Here is a 24,681-nt window from a genome sequence, read left to right as displayed (position 1 = left end):
ATGTGCGAAATTGCGGGTTGTTTGCGGGTTTGGTGAATTGGCGGGGGCGGGAAATCCCGGAGGGAGGGGGCCCGGGGCGGTGGTGACCGCGGTCGCCGCGGAGGGTGTTCGCCGAGCGTGCGGCCGTTCCGTCGGGCGGCGGTGCGGCGCAACGGGTGTCGTCCGCGCAGCCCTTTGCGGGCGGGGTGGACGACGGCCGCGTGGCGGGAACGGGCGGTCGGTCCGAAGGGATATCGCCGGCCGCGGTTTCCGCCGTCCGGACCGTACGGCGGGCGGAACACCGGTTCGGCGCCGCCCCGCGGCCGGCGTGCTCCGCCGAACTTCCGGACGCGCGGCCGCGAACCGCGCTCACCCGGACATTATCGAATTCACCCACCATTGCCCCGCGAATGCGGGTAAAGAATGCGATGTCCGTACTCGTTCCCGATGTGCTCCTCCGCGAAGCCTCCCCGCATCGGCCTCCCGGCCGACGTCCCCGGGGCCGAGGACGCCCGTCCGGCCGGCCGTTTCCGCGTGCACGAATACGCGACCCCGGCCGACCGCGCGGCCGCCGCGCGCACCGCGCCATGGCGCTGCTGGGCGACGCCTGCGCCGCCGCGGTGTACACGGCCGTGCTCCTCGGCCAGGCCCTCGGCGGCCCCGCGGGCGCGCCGGTCGCCCCGGAACGGCGGACCGGCATGGACCCCGGCGTGTCCCGTCGTCCGGGCCGTGACATTCCGGCGCCCGTGCCGTCCGGGCCGGTGTGCCCGGGGCCGGTACCGCGGCCGGTCGGCCCGGGCGGCGGGGCCGTGCGGGTGCCCGCACGGGCGGTGTGACCCGCCTGCGCGCAGCGTTGCCCCCGGGGCTTCCTCTGGCCGGCGCGGGCCGCTACGGTGCCGGCTACCCGGTCGGCGGGGCGGTGCCGGGGGTGTCCGCGGTGCGCGGCGGCAGCACGAGCAACGCGGTGATCGCGCCGGCCGCGGCGCACCCGGCGGCGGCGAGCATGGTGAGGCTCTGCGCGCCGGTGAACGCGATGCGCGCGGCCTCGGCCAGTTCAGCGCGGCCGGGCCCGCCGGCCGCGTGGGCGAGCGCGCCGGCCGGCGACGCCTGTACCTCAGCGGGGGCGGAGGCGGGCAGCCCGGCGCGGTAGGCGGCCGATAGCAGGCCGCCCAGCGCGGCCACCCCCAGGGCGATGCCGAGCTGCTGGTGGGTGTCGTTGAGCGCCGATCCCATCCCCGCGCGGTCGGGGGGTACGGCGCCCAGGACGGTGCTGGTGGTGGCGGGCCCCGCGAACCCGGTCCCGGCCCCGGCCAGCAGGAGCCCGGCGGCGACCACCGCGTAGGGGCCGTCGGGCCCCGGCGCGGCCAGCAGCACGAACCCCGCCGACGTGGCCGCCAGCCCCAGGACGATCGCGGCACGGGCGCCGATGCGCTCCGGGGCGCGGCCTCCGGCGGCCGAGCCCAGCACCGTGCCCGCGGCCAGGGGCACCACCGCGACGCCGGCCTCCAACGGGGTGTGGCCCAGGACGAGCTGGAGGTACTGGCCGATGACGAACAGGGCGCTGCCGGTGCCCAGGGTGAGCAGGGCGGCCGCCGCGCTGCCCCCGGCGAACCCCCGGTCGCGGTACAGGGAGAAGTCCACCAGGGGCGCGGCCGAGCGGCTCTGCCCGCGGACGAACGCGGTCAGCGCCACGACCGCCACGGCGGCGCAGCCGAGCACGACGGGGGCGGCGGAGCCGTGCCCGCCGACCGCGATCACCGCCGTGACCAGCGCCGCCATTCCCACCGTGGCCAGCAGCGCGCCGGCCGGCTCGACCGGGCTGCGCGCCGGATCGCGGGATTCGGGGACCAGCCGGAGGATCGCGGCCACGGCCGCGGCGGCGACCGGAACATTGATGAGGAACACGCCCGCCCAGCTCCACACCGCCACCAGCAGCCCGCCCAGCACCGGCCCCGTGGCCATGGCCACCGCGGCCACCGCCGCCCAGGCGGCGAAGGCCCGGGGCCGCTCGTGGGCGGGGAAGACCTGGACGATCACCGCGAGTGTGGCCGGCATGACCAGCGCCGCCCCCACCCCCATGGCCGCGCGCATCGCGACCAGCCACCACACCGACCCGGCGGCCGCGGCGGCGGCCGAGGCCATGCCGAGCACCACCAGCCCGGCCACCATGGCGCGCCTGCGGCCGTAGCGGTCCGCTGCGGCGCCCGCGGCGATCAGCAGCCCTGCGAAGACCACCACGTAGGCGTCGACGACCGCCTGCTGCTGGGCGGTGGAGGCGCCGAACGCGGCGGCGATCGACGGCAGCGCCAGGTTGACGACCGTGTTGTCCAGGACGATCACCAGCAGCGCCGCGCAGACCGCCGCCAGGATCCGCCATCGGCGCGGATGGCCCGTCGGAGTCTCCTGGTGTCCCCGTGCCGTCTCGGCCATGTGCGCGCTCCCGTCCGCGTCCTACAGTCGTTGATGCAACCTACACTGTAGGACTGATCAACGAGTGTCGGAGGATGGGTATCGTGGGGGCATGAGCCCTAAGCGCGCGCAGAGCGGCGACGCGGTGCCCGGCGGGGTGTGGCTGCGCGAGCCGCGCCCCGCCTCCCGGGCGCCGGCCCTCACCCGGGAGCGCATCGTCGCGGCGGCGGTGGAGGTCCTCGACCAGGGCGGGGCCGAGGGGCTGAGCATGCGCAGGCTCGCCGACGCCCTGGACGTGCACGCGACCAGCCTGTACTGGCACGTCTCCCACCGCGACGACCTGCTGGACCTGGCGCTGGACGCCGTGTTCGGCGAGGTCGCCGCGTCCGGTGGCGCAAGCGGCTCCTGGCGTGCCGACGTCGCGGCCTTCATGGGCGGGCTGCGGGCGGCTCTGCTGCGCCACCCGTGGTCGGCCGCCCTCGCGGTCAGCCGCCCCCTGCTGGGCCCCAACGCCCTCGCGCACTCGGAGTCCGTCTACGCCGCCCTCGCACGCGCGGGGCTGGCCGGGCTGGATCTGCGGGCCGGCGCCGCGGCCGTCTCCACCTTCGTCATCGGCTCCGTCGCCGCCGAGGCCGCCTGGCGGCACCCGGGCGCCGCCGCGGCCCGCGCCGCGGTCAACGACCACCTGCGCGGCAGCGCCGACCGCTATCCGACCCTCGCCGCCCACGCCGTCACCGGCGAGGAGGACTGGGCGACCCACTTCACCCGGGGCGCGGACGCCTTCCTCCACGGCCTCGCGGTCCTCGGCGCGGACCGCCCCGAACAGGGCTGACGCACCGGCCCACCGTGGCGTGCGACGGTCGCGCCGCGGCACGGGTCGCGTCCGTCGGCGCAGGCGTCCGCGCGGCGGTATCCGGCCGGCGGCGATCGCTCCGCGACCTGCCCCGGCGCCCCGCCCCCGGCCGCGGATCCGCCGCCGCGCCCGGGACCCGGGTCTGCGGACCTTTCGCCCGGGCCCGTGTGGCCTGGTCGAACGCCGGAACCGGCACCACCGCGCGCCCGTGGTGGCCGCGGGTACCGGGGGTCTCGTACCTGTGGCCGGACTTCCCCTTCGGAAAACCACGAAACATGTCAGAAGGCCGAATGTGACACCAATGTGACGCTAAAGTGTGAATCTTTCCGAAGCGCGCCCGGGTCCGCCGACCCGGGCGCCCGTCGTTCGGAACAACTGGACCGCGGGTCGTCCCCCGCGGTGATTCTTCCTCTGCACTTTCCTGGGAGCCCTCTTCAATGTCCGAGTCCATCCAAGCGGTATTGGATGCCATCGTCTCCTTCGTCTGGGGGCCGTTCTTCCTCATCCCCATGCTGCTCATCGTGGGGGTCTACCTCACCATTCGCCTCGGCGGGCTGCAGTTCCGCGTCCTGGGGCATGCCATGTGGCTGGCGCTGGTGCGCAGAACAGAAGCCGACAAGGACGGCCAGAAGGCCGAAGGCGACATCTCGCACTACCAGGCGCTCAGCACCGCGCTGGCCGCCACGGTCGGCGTCGGCAACATCTCCGGTGTCGCCCTGGCGATCGGGGTCGGCGGTCCGGGCGCCCTGTTCTGGATGTGGGTGACCGGCGTCCTGGGCATGGCCACCAAGTACAGCGAGGCGCTGCTCGGCGTGAAGTACCGCCGCCCCGACTCCAAGGGTGAGATGAGCGGCGGGCCGATGTTCTACCTGCGCCACGGCCTCGCCGAGAAGTTCGGCGCGGGCAGCGCCGGCGCCAAGGTCGGCTGGGTGCTGGGCGGCGCTTTCGCGGTCTTCGGCGCGCTGGCCTCGTTCGGTATCGGCAACATGACCCAGGCCAACGCGGTCGCCGGCCAGCTCGACAGCGCGTTCGGCGTGCCCACCTGGGTGTCGGGCGTGGCGATGGTGGCCCTGGTGGCCGCCGTCATCCTCGGCGGGATCAAGAGCATCGGCCGGTTCGCCTCCGGCGTCGTGCCCTTCATGATCGTCGCCTACGTGGTCGCCTCGCTGGTCGTGCTCGCGGTGCACGCGGTCGACATCCCGGCGGCGCTCGTGCTGGTCTTCACCGACGCGTTCACCGGGACCGCCGCCGTCGGCGGCTTCGCCGGCTCGGCGTTCATCATGGCGATGCAGCAGGGCATGGCGCGCGGCATGTTCTCCAACGAGTCGGGGCTGGGCACCGGCGGTATCGCCGCCGCGGCGGCCAAGACGGCCCAGCCGGTGCGCCAGGCCATGGTCTCCATGACCCAGACCTTCATCGACACCATCATCGTGGTCACCATGACCGGCCTGGTCATCATCGTGACCGGCGCCTGGGAGGCCGAAGCCGACACCGGCGACGGCGCGCTCATGACCAACTGGGCGATGAGCGAGGCGTTCGGCGGCATCAGCCCGGGGCTGGCGCCCATCGGCGGCTACATCGTCGCCATCGCGCTGATGTTCTTCGCCTTCACCACGCTGGTGGGCTGGTCCTACTACGGCGAGCGGTGCCTGGACTACCTGGTGGGGCGCCGCGCGGTGATGCCGTTCCGCATCCTGTTCGTGGCCGTGGTCTACATCGGCGCGACGACCGAGCTCGGCATCGCGTGGGCGTTCAGCGACGCCGCCAACGGGCTGATGGCGGTGCCCAACCTCATCGGCCTGCTGGTGCTGTCGGGGGTCATCGCCGCCGAGACGCGGAAGTACTTCGCCAACCCCAACTGGAAGGACCCCGACCTCGTGGACGTGACCAAGGGCTGACCCGCACGTCCCCGCTGTCGCGGGAGTACGAGCAAGGGGGGTGCCCCGGCCGTCGCCGGGGCACCCCCCTTTCCGTATCCCGCGGGCGGGCACGGGGTCAGCCGCCCTTGCGGCTCAGCGCCTCCCACCGTTCGGCTTCGGCGGTGCGCTCCCGGTCCGATTCGAGGGAGAGGTCGTAGGAGTATCCGCCGACCGCCAGGCGCCGGGGCGGGTCGGGGAGGTCCACCAGCTCCATGAGCACGGGCGCGGCCTGCGCCGGGTCCGGGTCCGGGCCGTTCGCCCCGCTCCACAGCTCCGCGAGCCGGGCGCGCAGGCCGGTATAGGCGGGGTTCTCGTCGGTCGCGGTGGTCCCGGTGGTGAACAGCTCGGTGTCGTAGCTGGTGGGCTGGAGCTTGGTGACCTTGATGCCGAAGGACTCGACCTCCATGGCCAGCGCCTCGCTGATGGCGTCGAGCGCCGCCTTGCCCGCGCTGTACATGCCCACGCAGGAGAAGCCGCCGCCGGCGCCGACGGTGCCCACCTGGATGATGTGGCCGGAGCCCTGCTCCCGCAGGATCGGCACCACCGCCTGGCTGACCCACAGGGCGCCGAAGAAGTTGGTGTCCATGTGCGCCCGCGCCTGGTCCTCGGTGACCTCCTCCAGCATGCCGTAGAGGAGCTGACCGGCGTTGTTGACCACGATGTCGAGCCGGCCGAACGTGTCGAAGGCGCGGCGGACCCCGGCCATGACCGCCTCGCGGTCGGCGACGTCGAGGGGGAAGGCGACCAGGCGGCCGTCGGAGCCCGCCGCCAGGTCCTCCAGCGGGCCGACGTCGCGGGCGGTGCCGACGACGCGGTCGCCCGCGGCGAGGGCCGCCTCGGTGAACGCCCGCCCGAGTCCGCGGGACGCACCGGTGATGAACCAGACCCGGGCAGCGGCGGCGGTTTCGGGGGAGTGGACCACGAAGGCCCCCTTTCACAGTGAAGACGGAACGTCTCGGTTCGACTTCCCGAAGCATGCCCGTCGTTCGGCGAAATGTCAAAACGATACGGTTCGTCTCGCCGGGATTCCGTGGGTGTGCCCCGGGGGCCGGATCGGCCCGCGGGGCACACTGCGGCGCCGCGCGACCGGCCGCGGTCCGCTCAGGAAAGCCGGGCCGCGGCCTGCGCCAGGGCGGTGATCCGCCCCCAGTCCCCGTCCCGCACCGCGCGGGCGGGCGCCATCCAGCTCCCGCCCACGCAGGCCACGTTGGGCAGGGCCAGGTAGGCGGGGGCGGTATCGGCGGTGATGCCGCCCGTCGGGCAGAAGGTGACATCGGGGACCGGGGCGCCCACGGCCGCCAGGAACGCGGCGCCGCCCGCGGGTTCGGCCGGAAAGAACTTCAGAGCGGTGAACCCGGCCTCGCGCGCCGCCAGCACCTCGCCGACGGTGGCCACCCCCGGCAGCGCCGGGACCGGCAGGCCGGACAGGTGCCGCGACAGGCCGGGCGTCGTGCCCGGGGTGACCAGGAAGTCGGCCCCGGCGGCGGTGGCGGCGTCGGCCTGGCCGGCAGTGAGCACCGTGCCGATCCCCAGGCGCATGCCGGGTACCTCGCCGGCGATGCGGCGTGCCGCCTCCAGGGCGCCCGGTGTCCGCAGGGTGACCTCGACGACGCCGATGCCCCCCGCCAGCAGCGCCCGCGCCAACGGGACCGCGTCGCCGGGGTCGTCGACGGTGACGACGGGGATCACGGGGCTCGCCCCCAGGATCGCATCGATGCCGGTCATGCGGTCTCCTCCGCGGTGAGGCCGTCGAGTCCGGCCCTCTCCAGCACGCCGTACCAGTGGCCGACGAGGGCGGCGAAGGCGGGTGCGGCGGCCAGCTCCTCGGGGAACACGTCCGAGCGCAGCAGCGCGGGAACGGTGCCGCGCCCGCCGCCGCCGGGCTCCGCCAGCAGCGCGCGCAGGGGCCCGGCGAGGGGGTCGTCGAGTTCGGTGCCCGCGTCGGCCACGTGGCGCATCCACGCCGCCACCGCCAGGGCCGACCACCGTGGTTCGCGGCCGGCCGCCAGCGACGCCCCCGCGGTCGACAGCAGGCGCGGGCCGATCTTCTGCGAACCGTCGCCCGCCACCTTGGCGGTCGTGTGGCCCAGGGCCGGGTTGGCGAACCGCTCCAGGACGGAATCGCCGTAGGCCGGCCCGTCCAGTCCGCCCGGAAGGGTGATGGCCGGCAGGACCTCGCTGTGGACGAGGCCGCGCGCCGCCGCCGCGACGCGCTCGTCGGCGACGCTCTCGGCGATGGTCGCATACCCGCCGATCAGGCCCAGGTAGGCCACCAGCGAGTGGGCGGCGTTGAGGATGCGCAGCTTGGCCGCCTCCCACGGCCGCACGTCGGCGGTGAAACGCGCCCCCGCGGCCGCCCAGTCGGGCCGCGCCGCGGCGAAGGCGTCCTCGATCACCCACTGGAAGAAGGGCTCGGCGATGACCGCGCCCTCGTCGCGCAGGCCCAGGTCTTGTTCGACGCGGTCGAGGTCGGCGGCGGTGGTGGCCGGGACCATCCGGTCGACCATGGTGCTGGGGAAGGCGGTGCGGGCCGCCGTCCACGACCGCAGCTCCGCGCCCTCGGACCCCGGCAGCGCCTCGGCGAACTCGGCGACCAGCCGGGCGGTGAGCGCGCCGTTCTCGGGCAGGTTGTCGCACGAGACGACGGTGAGGGGGCCGCCGTCGCCGCGCAGCCGGGCCTGGAGGCCGCGCGCGAGCTGCCCGATCGGGGTCGTGGGCGCCGCCCCGGCGAGGTCGGCCGCGACCGCCGGGTCGGCGAGGTCCAGGCCCCCGGTCCGGGGGGCGATCCGGTAGCCCTTCTCCGTGATGGTGAGCGTGACGATCCGGGTGGCGGGGTCGGCGATACGGGCGAGGACGCCCGCCGGGTCCCGCGGTCCGGCGATGACCTCGCGGACCGAGGAGACCAGGCGCGTGGGGCGGCCGCCCGCTCCGCGCTCGGTGACCGTGAACAGGCCGTCCTGGGGTGCCAGCTGGTCGCGCACGCGCGGCGAGCGCCCGGTGACGGCGCTGATGCCCCAGTCTCCGGAGCCCTCGGCGAGCATCGCGTCCTCGGTGAGGAGGGCTCCGTGGGCGCGGAAGAACGCGCCGATGCCGAGGTGGACGACGCCCGTGCGCAGGGCGCCGCGGTCCAGGGCGGGGGAGCGCCCCGCCCGGCGCAGCGCGGCCAGGCTCAGCCGGGTCACCGCGGGCCGCCCGTTGCCGTTGCCGTGGCGGCGTGGGCGCGGATCTGCTCCAGGCCGGGCAGGAACCCGGTGCCGCCGCGGCCGCCCACCGACAGCGACGCCGCCGCGGCGGCGAGGCGGGCGGCGCCGGCGAAGCCGTCGCCGAGCACGAGCCGCGCGGTGAGCGTGCCCACGAACGCGTCCCCGGCGCCGGTCTGGTCGACCACGGCCGGTGCGGGAACGGCGTCGATCCATTCCTCCCACCCGGGCGCGGCCAGCTGCACGCCGCGCGACCCGCAGGTCACGGCCGCCTGCCGGGCGCCGTCGGCCAGCAGGCGGTGCGCCGCCTCCAGGGCGGTGTCGCAGCCGAGCAGGGCGGCGGTCTCGCCGGGGAACGACGGCGTGACCAGGAACGCGCCGGGCGTGAGTTCGGCCAGGTCCGCGGCGGCCCGTTCGCGCGTGGTCAGCCGGGGCCGGTGGTTGGGGTCGAACACGAAGCGTCCGGCCAGCCGCGCGGCGGCGCGCACGGCCTCATGGGCGGTCTCGGAGATCGCGCAGGCGATCCCGCCGGCCACGACCGCGCCCGACGTCCGGATCGCCTCCTCGTCCAGGTCCGCGGGCGACAGCGTCGAGCCGACGCTGCCGGAACGGGCGTAGGAGAACTCGCGCTGCCCCTCGGGGTCGCTGTGCACGAGGTAGACGCCCTGCTGGCCGGGGCGGAAGCGCAGCAGGTCGGTGGAGATGCCCAGTTCGGCGATGCGGGCGGCGACGGCCCGGCCCAGCTCGTCGTCGGTGAGGGCGGCGGCCAGGCCCACGCGGGCACCGGCCCGGGCCGCCGCGGCGGCCACGTTGAGGGCGTCGCCGGACACCCCCAGCCGGGCGGGGACGCCGTGGGCGAAGGCGGAGTCGGTGGCCACCTCGACGAGGACCTCGCCGAGGGTGACCACGTCGTATCGTCGTGGGCCGCTCACCAGTCGTGCACCGTTCCGTCGAGGCGCCGGTTGACGGGCAGGTACTTCGGGTCGTAGGGGTAGCGGGCCGCGGCGTCCTCGTCGAACTCCACACCCAGCCCGGGGGCGTCGCCGGGGTGCATGTAGCCGTCGGTGAAGGTGTAGGAGGTGCGGAACACCTCGCCAACGGGGCCGGTGTGGCCCATGTACTCCTGGATGCCGAAGTTGGGGACCGTCAGGTCGACGTGCAGCGCCGCGGCCATGGCCGCGGGCGACAGGTCGCCCGCGCCGTGCGAGCCGGTGCGCACCCCGTACAGCTCGGCGAGGGAGAAGATGCGGCGCAGGTGCGTGATGCCGCCCGAGTGGGACACCGAGGTGCGGATGTAGTCGATGAGGCGTTCGGTGATCAGCTGCTGGCAGTCCCAGATGGAGTTGAAGACCTCGCCGACCGCGATCGGGGTGGTGGTGTGGTCGCGGATGACCCGGAACGCCGACTGGTCCTCGGCCGGCGTGGGGTCCTCGATCCAGAACGGCCGGTAGCGCTCGACGGCGGCGCCGAGCCGGCCGGCCTCGATGGGGCTCAGCCGGTGGTGGACGTCGTGCAGCAGGTGGACGCCGTAGCCGAACCGCTCGCGGATGTGGCCCATCATCACCGGCGCGAAGTCGAGGTAGGCGGTGGTCTCCCAGGTGTCCTCCTGGGGGCGGTTGCCGTTGGCCGGCTCGTAGACGGTCCCGCTGCCGCCCGCGATCCCGTAGGTCTTGTCCAGCCCCGGGACCGCGGCCTGGGCGCGGACCGCCTTGTAGCCGAGGTCGAGGTGGCGCTGGAAGTCGGCGGAGAGGTCGTCCAGCGTCGTGCCGCTGGCATGGCCGTAGACCAGGACGCCGTCGCGGGCGGCGCCGCCCAGCAGCTGGTAGAGCGGCATCCCGGCGGCTTTGGCCTTGATGTCCCACAGGGCGACGTCGACGGCGGCGATGGCGGTCATCGTCACCGGCCCGCGCCGCCAGTAGGCGCCCTTGTAGAGGTAGTGCCAGGTGTCCTCGATACGGCGGGCGTCGCGGCCGATCAGCAGCGGGCACAGGTGGTCGGCGAGGTAGGCCGCCACCGAGAGTTCGCGCCCGTTGAGGGTGGCGTCGCCGATCCCGGTGACGCCGTCCTCGGTCTCGATGATCAGGGTGACGTAGTTGCGTCCGGGTGAGGACACGACCACCCGTGCATCGGTGATCTTCAAAGGGATGTCCTTTGCTGTAGCGCCGGATGTGGGAAGGGGCGGGCGGTCAGGTGAAGCGCAGCATGACCTTGCCGCTCCCGGAGGCGGGGTCGGCCGCGGTGCGCATCGCCGCCTCGGCGTCGTCCAGGGAGAAGGTGTGGGTCATGACCGGCCCCACATCGAGTGTTCCCGCCATGGCGGCCAGGGCGTCGTCGATCTCGTCGACGAACCGGTAGGAGCCGATCCAGGTGATCTCCCGGGTGACCAGCTGGCCCAGCACCGAGGGCGCCTCGGTCCCGGGCAGGTTGCCCACCTGCACGAGGGTCCCGCCGCGCGCGGTCGACGCCAGCACCCCGCCCAGTGCGGCCGGCGCGCCCGATGCCTCGAACACCAGCTCGGCGTCCTCGGGCAGCCGCCCGCCCCGGGCGACGTTGCGGGTGTCGTCGGCGCCCATGGCGCGGGCGATCGCGAGGGAGGCGTCGTTGATGTCGGCGACGGTCACCCGCGCGGCGCCCGCGTGCTTGAGGGCGGCCACAACGAGCGACCCGATGGGGCCGGCGCCGTTGACGGTCGCGTCGCGCCCCGCCACGCCGCCGGCCCGGTTGACGGCGTGCATGGCCACGGCGAGCGGTTCGGCCAGAGCGCCCTCGCGGGTGCCCACCCCCTCGGGCAGGAGGCGCAGCTGATCGGCCCGGACGGCCGTGAGCCGGCTGAAGCCGCCGTCGGTGTGCGGATGGAAGGCGGCGGAACCCGAGTAGCGCACCCGCGGATACAGGTTGGTGCGCCCCGCCAGGCGGGCGGGCAGCGGGTCGCCGCCGACCGGGCGGGCCGGGTGCACGGTGACCGGGGTGCCCACCTCGGCCCCGGTGACACCGGGGCCGAGCGCGGCGACGCGGCCGGCGAACTCGTGGCCGAGCACCATCGGGTCGCGCAGCTCCGCGGTGCCGGAGCGGCCGTGCCGGTAGTAGGCGAGGTCGGAGCCGCAGATCCCGCCCCACTCGACGGCGATGACGACCTCGCCGTCGCCGGGGACGGGATCGGGGAGTTCGTCGACGCGCAGGTCGCCGGGGCCGTGGACCCTGACCGCCCTCATACCGCGTCCTCCAGCCGGACCAGGTCGCGCCCGCGGACCTCGGGCGACACCAGCGCGGACACCAGGGTCACCGCGGAGTAGGCGATCAGCATGGCGGCCAGCGGCCACCAGGAGCCGGTCAGGGCGGTGAGCGACGCGGCCAGCAGGGGGCCGATCGCGGTGGCGAGGATCCCGCCGATCTCCTTGGCCAGGGCCAGCTGGGTGAAGCGGGTGCGGGCGCCGAACAGCTCGGCCATGGTGACGCTCTCCATCGAGAACAGGCCCAGGACGGCGAGGTTGAGCCCCACGACCATGCCGATGGTGATCAGGACCGTGTCGCCGCTGGTGATGAGCAGCATCATGGGCACGGCGTAGAGCATGCTCGCGATGGTCAGCGCGATGTAGACGGGCCGGCGCCCGATCCGGTCGCCGATGGCGCCGACGAGCGGGACCGTGATGAAGCCCAGGAGCGAGCCGTAGACGATGGCGGCGGTGCCCACGGCGCCGTCGACCAGCAGGGTGGAGGCGAGGTAGCCGACCAGGAAGGTCTGGATGAGGCCGGAGTTGCCCGCCTGGCCGAACCGGAGGCCGAGCGCGATCAGGAAGGACCGGCCCTTCTTCTGGTGCAGGGCGGTCTCCAGGGTGCCGGTGCCGGTCTCGACAGCGGCGGCGGCGAGCTCCTCGCGGGACAGCGCCACCCCCTCCTCGTCGACGTCGGCGCGCTTCTCGAAGACCGGGCTCTCCTTGACCGCGGAGCGGATCCACACGGCCAGGATCAGGAGCACGAAGCTGGCCAGGAACGGGATGCGCCAGCCCCAGGCGACCAGGTCGTCGTGGGGCAGGACCGCGACCAGGACCGCCCACAGGGCCGAGGCGCCCAGCGTCCCGGAGTTGGTGCCCAGCGAGACCAGGGAGGCGATGAGGCCGCGGCGCCGCACGGGCGCGTACTCGGCCAGCATCACGGTGGCGCCGGCGATCTCGGCCCCGGCGCCGAAGCCCTGGACCAGGCGCAGGGCCACCAGCAGGATCGGGGCGGCCAGCCCGATCTGCTGGTAGGTCGGCAGCACGCCGATGAGCGTGGTCGACACGCCCATGAGGGCGATGGTGATGAACAGGACCTTCTTGCGGCCGATGCGGTCGCCCATGCGGCCGAAGTAGATCGCGCCCAGCAGCCGGGCCACGTAGCCGACGCCGTAGGTGGCCATGGCGGCGATCAGGCCCACCGCGGGGTCGAACTCGGGGAAGAAGATCTCGTTGAACACCAGCGCGGCCGCCAGCGAGTACAGCTGGAAGTCCATGAACTCCATCGCCGTGCCCAGCCATCCCGAGACCGCGGCCTTGGTGAGGTCGCGTGTGCTGCGCGACCCCCGCTCGGCGGGCGCGGACGACGCCAGTCCGGTCATCAGTGCTCCTTCGATGTACGTGCAGAGCGACGCGGGAAGGTGTTCACCAGGGCGGATCCGTGGGCGGTCCACGCGTCGAGTACTGCCATACAAGCACTGCCATTCTAGTTCCGTCAATCTCTCCGTAATATTTCCGCCGACTACAATCAAGGCATGGCCGACGAGACCCCAACCGGAGGGCCGCTCCTGTCCGTCCGCGACCGCACCCTCGACACCATCCGCCGCGGGATCATCACGCTGAAGCTCCGGCCCGGCTCCGCTCTCTCCGAGAACGAGCTCGCCGCCGAGCTCGGTGTCAGCCGTACCCCCGTGCGCGAAAGCCTCCTGCTCCTGCGCGAGGAGGGCATGGTGCAGGTGTACCCGCAGGTGGGCAGCTTCGTCTCGCTCGTCGACCCCGAACGCGTCAAGCAGGCGCAGTTCGTCCGCGAAGCCATCGAGTGCGCGTCGCTGACCCAGGTCGACCCCCATGCGGTCCGCGAGCGCATCGGCGGCCTGCGCGCGATCCTCGACGCCCAGAAGAAGACCGCGCAGACCGGCGACCACGACCGCTTCTTCGAGCTCGACGAGGAATTCCACCGCGCGCTGCTCGCCCTGGCCGGCCATGAGAGCGCCTGGGGGACCGTCAACGCCGCGAAGGCGCACCTGGACCGCGCCCGCCGGCTGAGCCTGATCGACACCCGGCCCATCGGCGACCTCATCGACCAGCACGCCGAGGTGGTCGACGCCATCGAGGTCGCCGACCCCGCAGGCGCGGTCGACGCCCTGCGCTCGCACCTGCGCGCGGTGTTCGACGACGTCGAGCGGATCAGGGCCGCGTCGCCGGAGTACTTCTCCAATGGGCGCCCCTCGCGGCCGATCCGGCGCACCGTCGCCTCCCTGGAGTAGCCGCCACGCCCGCGCGGGCGGCCGCGTGACCGGGAGGGCCGAAACCACGAGCGCGCCCCGCCTCCCCAAGGGGAGGCGGGGCGCGCCGCCGTGCGGAAGGCTCCGGCCCGCGGGGGCCGGGGAGCGCTACGTGTCGACCAGGCTGGGGTCGGCCTCACCGCCGGGGGCGTCGCGGCCGCCGGCGGCATCGCGCTCCGCGGCCAGCCGGTTGACCCGGCCCCGGACCGCGAACCAGCCGACGACCATGGCCAGCACGATCACCGGTAGCGCCGTGATCGTGTACCGGCCCACCTCGTCGAACCACATCATCACGACGATGAAGCCGAAGAACGCCAGCGTGATGATCTCGGTGAACGGCGAGCCGAACAGCTGGTAGGACGGGCGGGTCACCAGCCCGGCCCGGGCCTGCCGGTAGAACATCAGGTGGCTGAGCATGATCATGCCCCAGGTGCCGATGACGCCGATCGCCGCGAAGTTGATGACGATCTCGAACGCCTCGGCCGGCAGCGCGTAGTTCAGCCCCACGCCCAGGACGCACACGGCACAGGTGAGCAGGATGCCCCCGTAGGGCACCCGGCTCTTGCTCATCACGCCGGTGAACTTGGGCGCCGACCCCGACATCGCCATGGAGCGCAGGATGCGCCCGGTCGTGTAGAGCCCGGAGTTCAGGCTGGACAACGCGGCCGTCATCACGACCAGGTTCATGACGTCGCCGGCGTAGGGCACGCCCAGCTGGGTCAGGACGGTGACGAACGGGCTCTGTCCCGCCTCGAACGCCGAGTAGGGCAGCAGCATCGCCAGCAGCAGCACCGAGCCGATGTAGAAGACGGCGATGCGCCACATGATCGAGTTGATCGCGCGCGGCATGATCTCGGCCGGCTTCGCGGTCTCGCCGGCGGTCACGCCGACCATCTCCACCGCGGAGTAGGCGAAGACGACGCCCTGCATCACCAGGACCAGCGGCAGGACGCCGGCGGGGAAGAACCCGCCCTCGCTGACCAGCAGGTGCGGGCCGCTGTCGTGGCCGCCGACGTCCTGGCCGGTGACCAGCAGGCCGATGCCGATCACCATGAAGACGACCAGCGCCGCGACCTTGATGATCGCGAACCAGAACTCCATCTCGCCGAAGATCTTCACCGAGATGAGGTTGAACGCCAGCACCACGGCCAGGGCCACGAGCGCCAGCACCCACTGCGGGACGTCGGAGAACATGCCCCAGTAGTGGACGTAGAGGGCGATCGCGGTGATGTCGGCGATCCCCGTGGTGGACCAGTTGAGGAAGTACAGCCAGCCACCGATGTAGGCGCCCTTCTCGCCCATGAACTCGCGCGAGTAGGACACGAACGACCCCGAGGAGGGCCGGTGCAGGATCAGCTCGCCCAAGGCGCGGACGACGAAGAAGGCGAACAGGCCGCAGATCCCGTACGCCAGGGCCAGGGCGGGGCCGGCCGAGGCCAGGCGCCCGCCGGCGCCCAGGAACAGCCCGGTGCCGATGGCACCGCCGATGGCGATCATGTTGATGTGACGCGCGGTCAGCGCTTTGCTGTACCCGTCGTCTCCGGCATCGACGTGCCGGTCCTGGTCCGCAGGACGCAGGGTGTTCTCACTCATGTGGATTCCGCCGTTGATATGGGTGGTCGTGGCGTGGCGCCGCCGCAGGCGCCATGGGCGTCTCGTCTGCAAGGCGTGCCGAGCGCGCCGCATCCCTGATGGGGCCTGCGGTAGGGGACGCGCGTGACACGCCGGGTGCGGGAACCCGACTCCTCATGAACCTGTGGGTAATGGGGAGTTGCGCTGGTATGACGTGAAGCCCGCGGAAAGATTAGCGACGCGCGCGCCCGATGGAGGCCAAGCGAGATGTGGTTTGAGTCACGTGGTTTCGGGCCGAGAGCGCTCGGCGTCCCGTTTCGCCGCTGGAATCATCGGAGTTCGGTTCGCTGGGCGTGGGCGGTCGAGGGGACTCCGTCCTCGTCGCCGGCCGTTTCCCGGCGCCACGGCCTCCGACCCGGCCGCCAGGTCGCACCGGCCGGGAACGCGGGCGGCGCCCGTCCGCGCCGATGACAGCGGCGTTGAATCCTCGCCGGCCGCCGGAGCCGCCACCCGCACCCGGCGACGGAGGCACCGGGAGACACGGAAGGACCGAGACCCCGAAGCCCGCGCCGGGGTCGTTCGCGGGCCGGTTCCGCCGGGTCACGCGGTCGTGAGGGTCCGGGCGTCGTCCAGGAGGGCGTGGATGCGGTCGGGCCAGCGGGGTGAGCGGGCGGCGAAGGGCACGAGTGCGGTGCGCAGCAGGGATGCCGCTGTCGCACGGGGCAGGGCGCGGGATACGGCGTCGAGGAGCTCGCGGTCGGCCGTCGCGCGGTAGCCGTCCAGCAGCGGGCCGAGTGCGGCCTCCGCCCCGTCGCCCGCCGCGGCGGCCCCAGCGGCGATCCGGGCCGCGGCGGCGTCGGCAAGGTCCGACGCGGGATGCGCGGCCCGCGCGCGGTCCGGGCGCAGCAGCGCGACCCCCCTCGGGGTGCGAACGAACCCGTCCGGTGCGCCGCCCACGACGAGCACCGTCGGCCCGTCCCCGGGGTCGGGTGCACACCTCCGGGCCAGGTCGGCGGCCAGCTGCGCGGTCTCCGGGAGCAGCCGGCCGAGCGCGAGCGCCGCCCGCTCCGCCCCAGAGTCCCCACCGCGGACCTGTGCGGGCAGTTCACGCGGCGGGGGGACCGCGTGGATGCGGGCCAGCAGCTCGCCGATCGCCACAGCGGTGTCGTCGCCGTCCACCGCCGCGGCGGGCACCCCGTCCAGCCATGCGGTGGCCATGACCCCGAAGCGGTTGGCGCGGATCAGATCGGGAACGGCGATGCCCGCCGCCGCGAGGGCGATGTGCGCGGCCACGTTGACACCGCCGGGACGGCAGCGAACAGCGGCCAGGGGCCGCCCCTCCGCATCGTCGATCCTGCCCGTCCAACGCTCCCCGGGCCGGTGGCGCAGGGTGTGCGGCGCGTGGGCGGCGGGGCCCCCGAAGGCCGCCGGCGAGCCGGTCACCCGCCGGACCGCGGACAGGGCCGGGTCGTGGGTGGCCGCCGTCACCGTCACGCCCGGGCCGGGGGCGCCGAGCAGGCCGGGCCAGCCCGGCGGCGCCAGCCCGGCGGTCGCGTCCGGGGCGGGCCCGGGCGCCACGACGGCCTCCGCTGTCCCGGTCCCTGCCGTCGAGCAGGCGCGCAGGCCCAGGATGCGGCGGCCGTCCGGGTGGTCGACGGTGAGTTCGGCGGTGGCGTCGGCCGCGAGCCGTACCCGGTCGGCGCGCACATCGACCGGACGCGGCACGCCGTCGGGCAGGAGCCCGGCGATGAGCTCCCGCAGGGCGTCGGGGTCGAGCACGGCCGCCAGCCCCGGGACATCGGGGCGTCGCCGGACCAGTTCGGCATCAGCGGGCTGGAGCAACGGATGACCTCCTCGGGGGACCGGGCCGGGGACCGGATCGATTCTCCCCGCAGATGCCGCCCGCCGACAGCCCGGGCGCCGACCGCTCCGCTTCAGGGCGGAACGGGCGGACCGGCGCGGTCACTCCGATGTGTCGCCTCGGCGGGTGGCGATGACGATCGTGGCCTGGTGCTCGTCGGAGGCGGCGGCGCGGGCGCTCAGCCCACTCCGGCCGCACGCGGCGACCGCTATCGGCGCCTGGTCCTCGCCGGTCTCGACCAGCAGGCGGCCTCCCGGCGCGAGCCACTCCGGCGCCTCGGCGGCCACCCGCCGCAGGACGTCGAGGCCGTCGGCTCCGCCGTCGAGCGCGGTGCGCGGCTCGTGGACGCGGGCCTCGGGGGGCAGGAGCCCGACCGCGGCGGTGGGAACGTAGGGCACGTTGGCGATCAGGACGTCCACCCGCCCGCGCAGCGCGGCCGGCAGCGCGGCGTAGAGGTCGCCCTCGTGGACGCGGCCGCCGAAGGCGGCGAGATTGCGGCGGGCGCACCGCACGGCCGCGGGGTCGATGTCGGCGGCGTGCAGCTCCACCCGCCCCAGCGCCGCGGCGACGGCCGCACCCACGGCACCCGAACCGCAGCACAGGTCGACGACGACGGCCGCGTCCGCCCGGGGGAGGCGGCCGCTCTGGGGCGGCGCCACCCGGTGTGCGAGGTCTGCGGCCCGCCGGGCCAGGAATTCGGTGCGGCGCCGGGGGACGAACACACCGGGGTCCACGGCGACGCGCAGGCCGCAGAACTCCGCCCAGCCGATGACGTGTTCGAGCGGGAGCCCGGAGACGCGCCGGGCGACCATGGCCGCGAGGCGGTCGGACGTGGGGGCCGCGGAGATGAGCAGACGTGCCTCGTCTTCGGCGAAGACACAGCCGGCGGCGCGGAGCGCCGCAGCGACGGCGGGGCCGGAGAGCGCGTCCGGCCGCGATGACGATGACGATGAAACCGACATGGGTGCCTTTCGGGGATTCCGTCGGGCGCCCCTCCGGCCGGCTAGACCCGGCGGGTCACGCGGCCGCGAGACGGGAGCGCCCGGGCTGGTCGTGCGTTGACGGGGCTCACCTCCTCGGTCGGGCCGACTGCTGAGAACGCCAACGTTACCCGAAGGCCCGCCCCGTGACCGGTCCGGTCACGCCCTGGCGGGCCGTGCCGCCCCGGACCGCCGGACGGGCGACGGGAGGGCACGGCCCGATGCGGTCGGGGACGCGGGTCTTCAGGCGGTGCCGAAGGGATTGTCGATGACATAGCGCCAGTGGCCGTCGGGGCCGCGGCGGGCGACGTCGGCCGCCGTTCCCGCGAGGCCGACCTCGCGGCCGTCGGGCGCGGTGCCGCGGATGGACCAGTCGACGATCAGCAGGGCGATGTCATCCGCGACGTAGGCGTGGCGCGTGGTGGCCTCGATGGGCAGCCCCAGGCTCAGCAGGTGCGCGGTGGCGGCGGTGCGCCCGTCGCCGCTGACCGGATGGCCGGGCCGCGGGACGAGTACGCCCCGGTCCTCGTAGGTGCGGTCGAGGGCCGCGAGGTCGCCGGAATTGAACGCGGCGCGGTAGCCCGCCACATGAAGCGCGGGATCGTCGGCGGGAGCAGGCTGCGACGGGTCGTCATGAGTATTCGTCATGACACCGGCAGTTTATCGCCCGGCACGTCGGGGATCCGCGGCGGCCCGGGGGTTCGGCGGGCGCGCGATGGGGCGGTGTGCCCGGTGCCGGCGGTCCGGCGGCGGTGCGGTGCGGCCCTGCCCTTGGTCGTGGCCGCCGGGGACGACGTGGTCGCCGGAGCCGGTCGCGGCGGATCGGTGGACGTGTGGGGTGGTCGTGGGCGTCCGTGAGGTGGGTCCGCGGGCGCAGGCCGGTGGACATGTGCGGTTCTTCGTTCGCGGCGCCCGGGTTCGCAGGGGCCCGCAGTGCCGCATGCCGCCTGTTGCTCTGGTGCCGCTCGTGGGCCCCGGGGGGCGGTGCCGTGCGCGGCTTCTGGTGGCGTCGGACGGTGTCAGGGGCGGCGTGATCGGGCGCGGGCGAGGCCGGCTACTCGGGGGCGCATGATGAGGGCCGCCACTGCGTAGCGGGTCGGCACGGGGCCGGGGTTGGCGTAGCCGTGCACGGTGTCGGGGGAGAAGTACAGGGAGTCTCCCGCGTCCAGGTCGACCACCCTGTCGCCGATCGTCAGCCGCACCGTTCCCTCGTCGACCGCGATGAAGATGTGGGAGCCGGGCGCGTAGGCGGGGAACTCCCCGGCGTCGCACCCCGGCGGGAGCTCTGAGCGCACCCACTCGAAGTTCACGCCCGGGACGACGGGGGTCAGGACGGTACGCCGCCACCCGCCAGGCTCGTCGACGGTGTCCTGGTCGGCGGCGCGCCGCACGATCACGGAGGTGTCGGGGTGCCCGGCGACCAGGCGGTCCAGCGGCACCCCCAGCCCGCCCGCAATGCGGTCGAGGACGACGATGGTGGCGGCCTTCTCGCCCCGCTCCACCGCGGAGAGCATGCCGACGCTGACGCCGCAGGCGTCGGCCAGGCTCCGCAGGCTCAGCCCGCGGTCGGTCCGCAGCCGCTGGATGTGCGCCCCGAGGGCGGCAAGGTCGAACATGTCCTCTAAAATAGCGCTCGTGTTCACCATAGAGGAAAACGGGGAGGGCGGGGCGCCACACGGAGAGGTGGTCGTCCGAGCGGCGTGCGAAGCCGACGTGCCCGCCGTCGCCCGGATCTACGCCCACTACGCGCTGCACACCTGCGTCACGTTCGAGGAGCCCGCGCCGGACGAGGCGGACTGGGGCCGCCGCTTCGCCGCGGTGGTGGACGCCGGGCTGCCGTTCCTCGTCGCCGAGTGCGGCGGCGAGCCGGTGGGGTACGCGTACTGCTCGCCGTGGAAGGCGCGGCCCGCCTACCGGTTCACCGTCGAGAACTCCATCTACCTGGCGCCCGGCGCCGGCCGCCTGGGCATCGGCTCGGCCCTGCTGGGCGCACTGCTCGACGCGGCCGAGGCGGCCGGCGTACGGCAGGTGATCGCGGTCGTCGCGACCGACGCCGCCGACGCCGGCTTGGGCGCGGGTTCCATCGCGCTGCACCGCGCATGGGGCTTCGAGGACTGCGGCCGCCTCGAACGGGTCGGCTACAAGCACGGCCGCTGGCTCGATACGGTCCTGCTGCAACGGGCCACGGGCGTTTCCGCGGACCCCTCGCCGCCGGCCGGGCGCGAAGCGTCCCGCACCCCCGCTGGCTGACACCGCTCGGGCCGGGTTGGTGGCCTGGAGGCGGGCGCCGCGCGGCTCGTGGCCGGCGGCCCGGCGGCCCGGCGGCGGGTCCATGCGCGTCGTCCGCGGAGGTGCCCACCGGGCTTCGCGGAACGGCCCGCGACGAAGGAAGTCGCCCGTCATCGGGGATCGCCTCCCCGGGAACGCGCCGCGCCGCCGGCGTCCACCGCGACCGGCCGGCGGCGGCCTTCGCCGGCGCCCATCCCGATCTCCATGCGCGCGTGCCGCTGGTCCAGGTCACCCGTCTGCCCGGCCGCCCACCCGCCGATCCCCATTCGCGCGCGCGTGCCGCTAGGTCGTCGGCGTGTTCCGCCGCGACCGGCGTTCACCCGGCCCGGAACCAGGGGCGCCGGCTGCCGGGGCCATGGCCGACGCGGTGACCGCGGTTCCCTCTCAACGGCCGGAGCGTCCTGAAGGGCCGGGCGGCCGTACTTCCGGGACCATGGACGGCGGGCACCCCTCAGCCGCGCCGGCCCCGCCGGGCCACCTAACAACTCACGGAGCGCACATGACCTTCTCCGCGCCGCCGCGGACGCCGCTGGCCCGGGCGCTGTACCGGGCTCCGATCCTGGTCTACCGGGCCGGGCTCGGCGGGCTCCTCGGGGGCCGGTTCGTGCTGCTGACCCACATCGGCCGGACCTCCGGCCGCGCCCGCCACGTGGTGCTGGAGGTCGCCGGGCACACCGGCGACGGCGCCTACCTGGTCGCCTCCGGGTACGGCGCGCGCTCGCAGTGGTTCCGCAACGTGGTGCGGCGGCCGCGCGTGCGGTTCCAGGTGGGACGGCGCCGGTTCGAGGGCACCGCGACCCCCCTCGACCCCGCCGAATCCGGGCGCCGGCTCGCCGAGTACGCCCGCCGCCGTCCGCGGTCCGCCCGGTCGCTGATGCGTGCCCTCGGGCACGGCGACCCCGGCCACGACGGCTACCTGCGGCTCGGCGCCGACCGCGAGCGCGGGATCCCCATCGTGGAGCTGCGTCCCGACCGCTAGGCCGGCGGCACCCGGCACCGCCGCACCTGCTTCCCGGCGCCGTTGAGACGGAGTCTGTTCGCTGTGAGCGAAACCCACCTGGGCGCGTCGTGTGCCCGCTGCGCCTGTCCTTTGCGGGGCGGGGCGGCCCCGCGGCGGCGCGGGCGCGTAGACTGGCCGGAGATCATCGGGGCACCCGTACCCGGCGGCCGTCCATCGCGCGCCACACGCGCCGATGCACCCGCGTGCGCCACGTCACCCGCAGCCCGCGCACCGCGGCCGGCCGCCGCGTTCCGCGGGGCGCCCGCTACCCATACCGACCGCGGAGGTGGATCGTGACCGCTGATCCCCGAGAACCCCACCGGCAGCCCTCATCCCAGGGCTCGCGTATCGACCCCTACGTCGGCGCCTACGCCGCACGTGCACAGGGGATGGTGGCCTCGGAGGTCCGCGCACTGTTCGCCGTCGCCTCCCGCCCCGAAGTGGTGTCCCTGGCGGGAGGGATGCCCAACGTCAGCGCACTGCCGCTGGAGCACATCGGCGAGATCGTCCAGCAGGTGATCGCCGAGCAGGGCGCCACCGCCCTCCAGTACGGCTCCGCTCAGGGCGACCCCGTCCTGCGCGAGCAGATCTGCGACGTCATGGCCCTGGAGGGCATCGACGCCGTCTCCGACGACGTCATCGTGACCGTCGGCTCGCAGCAGGCCCTCGACCTCGTCACCCGCGTCTTCGTCGACCCCGGCGACGTCGTGCTGTGCGAGGCGCCCACCTACGTCACCGCCATCAACACCTTCGCCGCCTTCCAGGCCGACATCCGCCACGTCGCCATGGACGGCGACGGCGTCATCCCCGAGGCGCTGGAGGAGACCCTCACCCGGCTGGCCGCCGAGGGCCGGCCGGTGAAGTTCTTCTACACCGTCCCCAACTTCCAGAACCCCGCCGGCGTCACCCTCTCCGCCGATCGGCGCCGCCGGGTGCTGGAGATCTGCCGCGCCCACAACCTCCTCGTGCTGGAGGACAACCCCTACGGCCTCCTGCGCTATGAGGGCGAGGCCATGCGGGCGCTGCGCGCCGACGCCCCCGACAACGTCATCTACCTGGGGTCGTTCTCCAAGACCCTGTCGCCCGGGTTCCGCATCGGCTGGGCGCTGGCGCCCTCGGCGGTGCGCGCGAAACTGGTCCTGGCCGCGGAATCGGCCATGCTCAGCCACTCCACCTTCAACCAGATGGTCGTGGGCCGCTACCTGTCCACCCACCCGTGGCGGGAGCAGATCAAGGACTTCAACGAGATGTACCGCGAGCGGCGCGACACCATGCTCGCCTCGCTGGAGACCATGATGCCCTCGGGCACCACGTGGACCCGCCCCGAGGGCGGCTTCTTCGTCTGGGTCACGCTGCCCGAGGGCCTCGACGCCAAGGCGATGCTGCCCCGCGCCGTCGGCCAGCGCGTCGCCTATGTCCCCGGCACGGGCTTCTTCGCCTCCGACGAAGGCCACCGCAACATGCGCCTGTCCTTCTGCTACCCCTCCCCGGAGGAGATCAGCGAGGGCATCCGCCGTCTGGTGGGCGTCATGAAGAGCGAGATCTCGCTGCGTGATACTTTCGGCACCGCGTCGGCCCGGCCCCCGGCCGGGAACGACGCACCCTCCCCCGACCTCCCCTAAATCCCACCAGGGGCGTACCGCGTGACTTCAGCAGGACAGAAAGAAGGCAGGACCGTGGCCGATCTCGATCGGGTGCTCGTACTCGCGGGCGGAATGTCCCCCGAACACGAGGTGAGTGTGCGATCGGGACGGCGCGTCGCCGAGTCGCTGCGGCGGCTCGACATCGAGGTGCAGGTCGCCGACGTCGACGCCACCCTTCTGGCGCGGCTGGCCGACGACCCGCCCCAGGTGGTCTTCCCGGTCCTGCACGGCGCCTCGGGCGAGGACGGCGCCATCCGGGAGATCCTGGAGCTGAGCGGCGTCCCCTATGTGGGCGCGGTGCCCAGCGCCTGCCGGGTGGCCTTCGCCAAGCCCACCGCCAAGGCGCTGGTCGCCCGCAACGGCGTCGCGGTGCCGCGCGGCGTCACCCTGCCCAAGGCGGCGTTCCACGACCTCGGCGCCCCGGCGCTGCTGGAGCGCATCGGCGGGGCACTCGGCTTCCCGCTGTTCATCAAGCCCGACCAGGGCGGGTCGGCCTTCGGGGCGACCGCGGTCGACTCCGCCGAAGAGCTGTCGGCGGCGCTGGTGGGCTGCTTCGCCTATGGCGACGCCGCGCTCATCGAGGAGCGGGTGAGGGGCACCGAGATCACGGTCGGGGTGCTCGACCTGGGCGACGGCCCGTTCGCGCTGCCGCCGGTGGAGATCGTGCCCGATGGCGGGGTGTACGACTACGCCGCGCGCTACACGGCGGGCCGCACCGAGTTCTTCAGCCCCGCGCGGCTGCCCGCCGACATCGTCGACGCGGCCACCTCCGCGGCGCTGACCGCCCACGAGGTGCTGGGGCTGCGCGACTTCTCGCGCGCCGACCTCATCGTCGACGGGCAGGGCGACGTGCGGTTCCTGGAGGTGCAGGTCGCTCCGGGCATGACCGAGACGTCGACCTTCCCGCTCGGCGTCGACGCCGCCGACCTCGACTTCGCGGTGGTCTGCCGCGAACTCGCCCACCAGGCGCTGCTGCGCGGCTGAGGGGCCTCCGCGGCGGCCTCACCGGCCGCCGCGCACGTGCGCCCGGATGACATTCGGCCCGGCTTCCCCCACGGGGGAGCCGGGCCGTTGTCGTCGTGGCGTGGTCCGACGCTCAGAGCTTGACCCGTTCGTCCAGGTCGTCGTCCCCGCGGCGCACATGGCCGGGCGCTTCGCCGGCGTCGCCGCCGTCCGGCGCGGCCGGGGCCGCCTCCGCGGTGCCGCCCATCTTCTTGGGGGCGATGTGGCGGGTTTTGTAGAGGCTGGCGATGGTGGTGATGACGAGGGTGGCGACGATGACGACGAGGGAGAGGGTGGTGGGGATTTCGGGGACGGGCAGGGTGGTGGTCTCGTGGACGGCGTGGAGGATGAGTTTGACGCCGATGAAGCCGAGGATGACGGCGAGGCCGTGGCTGAGGTAGACGAGTTTGTCGATGAGGCCGCCGATGAGGAAGTAGAGCTGGCGTAGGCCCATGAGGGCGAAGGCGTTGGCGGTGA

Annotated in this window: 21 protein-coding genes; 7 read left to right on the top strand and 14 right to left on the bottom strand. The window is 74.2% G+C overall.

Annotated elements, in window-relative coordinates; all coding sequences use genetic code 11:
- Positions 1 to 879: 879 nt before the first annotated feature.
- Complete coding sequence (locus ACFO4E_RS28460; RefSeq protein WP_378580129.1) at positions 880 to 2,409, bottom strand: MFS transporter; 1,530 nt, start codon at positions 2,407 to 2,409, stop codon at positions 880 to 882.
- A gap of 91 nt (positions 2,410 to 2,500) precedes the next feature.
- Between ACFO4E_RS28460 and ACFO4E_RS28455 the strand changes: the two genes are divergently transcribed.
- Positions 2,501 to 3,220, top strand: coding sequence for a TetR/AcrR family transcriptional regulator (locus tag ACFO4E_RS28455; RefSeq protein WP_378580128.1), 720 nt, complete (start codon positions 2,501 to 2,503; stop codon positions 3,218 to 3,220).
- Positions 3,221 to 3,678: 458 nt separating this feature from the next.
- On the top strand, positions 3,679 to 5,139 hold the full coding sequence (locus ACFO4E_RS28450; RefSeq protein WP_378580127.1) for an alanine/glycine:cation symporter family protein: 1,461 nt from the start codon (positions 3,679 to 3,681) through the stop codon (positions 5,137 to 5,139).
- Positions 5,140 to 5,236: 97 nt separating this feature from the next.
- Here ACFO4E_RS28450 and ACFO4E_RS28445 read toward each other — a convergent pair whose 3' ends face one another.
- From ACFO4E_RS28445 to ACFO4E_RS28415, 7 genes are all read right to left on the bottom strand, one after another.
- Positions 5,237 to 6,082, bottom strand: a complete 846-nt coding sequence (locus tag ACFO4E_RS28445; protein ID WP_378580126.1) for an SDR family NAD(P)-dependent oxidoreductase — start codon at positions 6,080 to 6,082, stop codon at positions 5,237 to 5,239.
- 179 nt (positions 6,083 to 6,261) lie between these two features.
- On the bottom strand, positions 6,262 to 6,885 hold the full coding sequence (eda, locus tag ACFO4E_RS28440; protein WP_378580125.1) for a bifunctional 4-hydroxy-2-oxoglutarate aldolase/2-dehydro-3-deoxy-phosphogluconate aldolase: 624 nt from the start codon (positions 6,883 to 6,885) through the stop codon (positions 6,262 to 6,264).
- A complete protein-coding gene (locus ACFO4E_RS28435) occupies positions 6,882 to 8,342 on the bottom strand; it encodes a mannitol dehydrogenase family protein (protein ID WP_378580123.1) in 1,461 nt (486 codons plus the stop codon). The genes eda and ACFO4E_RS28435 overlap by 4 nt, the downstream gene beginning before the upstream one ends.
- On the bottom strand, positions 8,339 to 9,292 hold the full coding sequence (locus ACFO4E_RS28430) for a PfkB family carbohydrate kinase (protein ID WP_378580121.1): 954 nt from the start codon (positions 9,290 to 9,292) through the stop codon (positions 8,339 to 8,341). Before ACFO4E_RS28430 ends, ACFO4E_RS28435 begins: the two co-directional genes overlap by 4 nt.
- Positions 9,289 to 10,500: a D-mannonate dehydratase ManD gene (gene manD / locus ACFO4E_RS28425; protein ID WP_378580119.1), complete on the bottom strand. Its 1,212-nt coding sequence runs from the start codon at positions 10,498 to 10,500 to the stop codon at positions 9,289 to 9,291. The genes ACFO4E_RS28430 and manD overlap by 4 nt, the downstream gene beginning before the upstream one ends.
- Positions 10,501 to 10,546: 46 nt before the next feature.
- The gene (locus ACFO4E_RS28420; RefSeq protein ID WP_378580117.1) at positions 10,547 to 11,572 is read right to left on the bottom strand and encodes an L-idonate 5-dehydrogenase; all 1,026 of its coding nucleotides are present in this window, start codon (positions 11,570 to 11,572) and stop codon (positions 10,547 to 10,549) included.
- Positions 11,569 to 12,954, bottom strand: coding sequence for an MFS transporter (locus tag ACFO4E_RS28415; RefSeq protein ID WP_378580115.1), 1,386 nt, complete (start codon positions 12,952 to 12,954; stop codon positions 11,569 to 11,571). The genes ACFO4E_RS28420 and ACFO4E_RS28415 overlap by 4 nt, the downstream gene beginning before the upstream one ends.
- Positions 12,955 to 13,107: 153 nt before the next feature.
- Here ACFO4E_RS28415 and ACFO4E_RS28410 point away from each other — a divergent pair, with 153 nt between their 5' ends.
- Complete coding sequence (locus ACFO4E_RS28410) at positions 13,108 to 13,839, top strand: GntR family transcriptional regulator (RefSeq protein ID WP_378580113.1); 732 nt, start codon at positions 13,108 to 13,110, stop codon at positions 13,837 to 13,839.
- A 126-nt stretch (positions 13,840 to 13,965) separates the two neighbouring features.
- Here ACFO4E_RS28410 and ACFO4E_RS28405 read toward each other — a convergent pair whose 3' ends face one another.
- The 5 genes from ACFO4E_RS28405 to ACFO4E_RS28385 all read right to left on the bottom strand — a co-directional run bounded on the left by ACFO4E_RS28405 (position 13,966) and on the right by ACFO4E_RS28385 (position 19,886).
- Positions 13,966 to 15,450, bottom strand: coding sequence for an amino acid permease (locus ACFO4E_RS28405; RefSeq protein WP_378580111.1), 1,485 nt, complete (start codon positions 15,448 to 15,450; stop codon positions 13,966 to 13,968).
- A gap of 579 nt (positions 15,451 to 16,029) precedes the next feature.
- Positions 16,030 to 17,271, bottom strand: coding sequence for a hypothetical protein (locus ACFO4E_RS28400; protein WP_378580109.1), 1,242 nt, complete (start codon positions 17,269 to 17,271; stop codon positions 16,030 to 16,032).
- A 120-nt stretch (positions 17,272 to 17,391) separates the two neighbouring features.
- Complete coding sequence (locus ACFO4E_RS28395; protein WP_378580107.1) at positions 17,392 to 18,252, bottom strand: putative protein N(5)-glutamine methyltransferase; 861 nt, start codon at positions 18,250 to 18,252, stop codon at positions 17,392 to 17,394.
- Positions 18,253 to 18,513: 261 nt separating this feature from the next.
- Positions 18,514 to 18,918, bottom strand: coding sequence for a YybH family protein (locus tag ACFO4E_RS28390; protein WP_378580105.1), 405 nt, complete (start codon positions 18,916 to 18,918; stop codon positions 18,514 to 18,516).
- Positions 18,919 to 19,289: 371 nt separating this feature from the next.
- A complete protein-coding gene (locus ACFO4E_RS28385) occupies positions 19,290 to 19,886 on the bottom strand; it encodes a helix-turn-helix domain-containing protein (protein WP_378580103.1) in 597 nt (198 codons plus the stop codon).
- 19 nt (positions 19,887 to 19,905) lie between these two features.
- On the opposite strand from ACFO4E_RS28385, the gene ACFO4E_RS28380 reads away from it, so the two are divergent.
- The 4 genes from ACFO4E_RS28380 to ACFO4E_RS28365 all read left to right on the top strand — a co-directional run bounded on the left by ACFO4E_RS28380 (position 19,906) and on the right by ACFO4E_RS28365 (position 24,186).
- The gene (locus ACFO4E_RS28380; protein WP_378580101.1) at positions 19,906 to 20,520 is read left to right on the top strand and encodes a GNAT family N-acetyltransferase; all 615 of its coding nucleotides are present in this window, start codon (positions 19,906 to 19,908) and stop codon (positions 20,518 to 20,520) included.
- 538 nt (positions 20,521 to 21,058) lie between these two features.
- Entirely contained in the window at positions 21,059 to 21,538 is a 480-nt protein-coding gene (locus ACFO4E_RS28375) for a nitroreductase family deazaflavin-dependent oxidoreductase (protein WP_378580099.1), read from the top strand.
- Positions 21,539 to 21,948: 410 nt separating this feature from the next.
- Positions 21,949 to 23,181, top strand: coding sequence for an aminotransferase-like domain-containing protein (locus tag ACFO4E_RS28370; RefSeq protein WP_378580141.1), 1,233 nt, complete (start codon positions 21,949 to 21,951; stop codon positions 23,179 to 23,181).
- Positions 23,182 to 23,235: 54 nt separating this feature from the next.
- Positions 23,236 to 24,186, top strand: a complete 951-nt coding sequence (locus ACFO4E_RS28365) for a D-alanine--D-alanine ligase family protein (protein ID WP_378580097.1) — start codon at positions 23,236 to 23,238, stop codon at positions 24,184 to 24,186.
- Positions 24,187 to 24,298: 112 nt separating this feature from the next.
- Here ACFO4E_RS28365 and ACFO4E_RS28360 read toward each other — a convergent pair.
- Positions 24,299 to 24,681, bottom strand: a 383-nt coding sequence (locus ACFO4E_RS28360) for a TerC family protein (protein ID WP_417619211.1), incomplete at its 5' end; no start/stop codon positions are given.

Source organism: Nocardiopsis mangrovi, assembly GCF_042653925.1.
Classification (GTDB): domain Bacteria; phylum Actinomycetota; class Actinomycetes; order Streptosporangiales; family Streptosporangiaceae; genus Nocardiopsis_B; species Nocardiopsis_B mangrovi.
Note: the sequence above shows the minus strand (reverse complement) of the source record. Positions and strands in the feature narration are given on the sequence as shown.

Coding starts and splice junctions, on each gene's coding strand:
- ACFO4E_RS28460 (WP_378580129.1), bottom strand. CDS start 2,409: ATGGCCGAGACGGCACGGGGACACCAGGAGACTCCGACGGGCCATCCG.
- ACFO4E_RS28455 (WP_378580128.1), top strand. CDS start 2,501: ATGAGCCCTAAGCGCGCGCAGAGCGGCGACGCGGTGCCCGGCGGGGTG.
- ACFO4E_RS28450 (WP_378580127.1), top strand. CDS start 3,679: ATGTCCGAGTCCATCCAAGCGGTATTGGATGCCATCGTCTCCTTCGTC.
- eda (WP_378580125.1), bottom strand. CDS start 6,885: ATGACCGGCATCGATGCGATCCTGGGGGCGAGCCCCGTGATCCCCGTC.
- ACFO4E_RS28420 (WP_378580117.1), bottom strand. CDS start 11,572: ATGAGGGCGGTCAGGGTCCACGGCCCCGGCGACCTGCGCGTCGACGAA.
- ACFO4E_RS28415 (WP_378580115.1), bottom strand. CDS start 12,954: ATGACCGGACTGGCGTCGTCCGCGCCCGCCGAGCGGGGGTCGCGCAGC.
- ACFO4E_RS28410 (WP_378580113.1), top strand. CDS start 13,108: ATGGCCGACGAGACCCCAACCGGAGGGCCGCTCCTGTCCGTCCGCGAC.
- ACFO4E_RS28405 (WP_378580111.1), bottom strand. CDS start 15,450: ATGAGTGAGAACACCCTGCGTCCTGCGGACCAGGACCGGCACGTCGAT.
- ACFO4E_RS28395 (WP_378580107.1), bottom strand. CDS start 18,252: ATGTCGGTTTCATCGTCATCGTCATCGCGGCCGGACGCGCTCTCCGGC.
- ACFO4E_RS28390 (WP_378580105.1), bottom strand. CDS start 18,918: ATGACGAATACTCATGACGACCCGTCGCAGCCTGCTCCCGCCGACGAT.
- ACFO4E_RS28385 (WP_378580103.1), bottom strand. CDS start 19,886: ATGTTCGACCTTGCCGCCCTCGGGGCGCACATCCAGCGGCTGCGGACC.
- ACFO4E_RS28375 (WP_378580099.1), top strand. CDS start 21,059: ATGACCTTCTCCGCGCCGCCGCGGACGCCGCTGGCCCGGGCGCTGTAC.
- ACFO4E_RS28370 (WP_378580141.1), top strand. CDS start 21,949: ATGGTGGCCTCGGAGGTCCGCGCACTGTTCGCCGTCGCCTCCCGCCCC.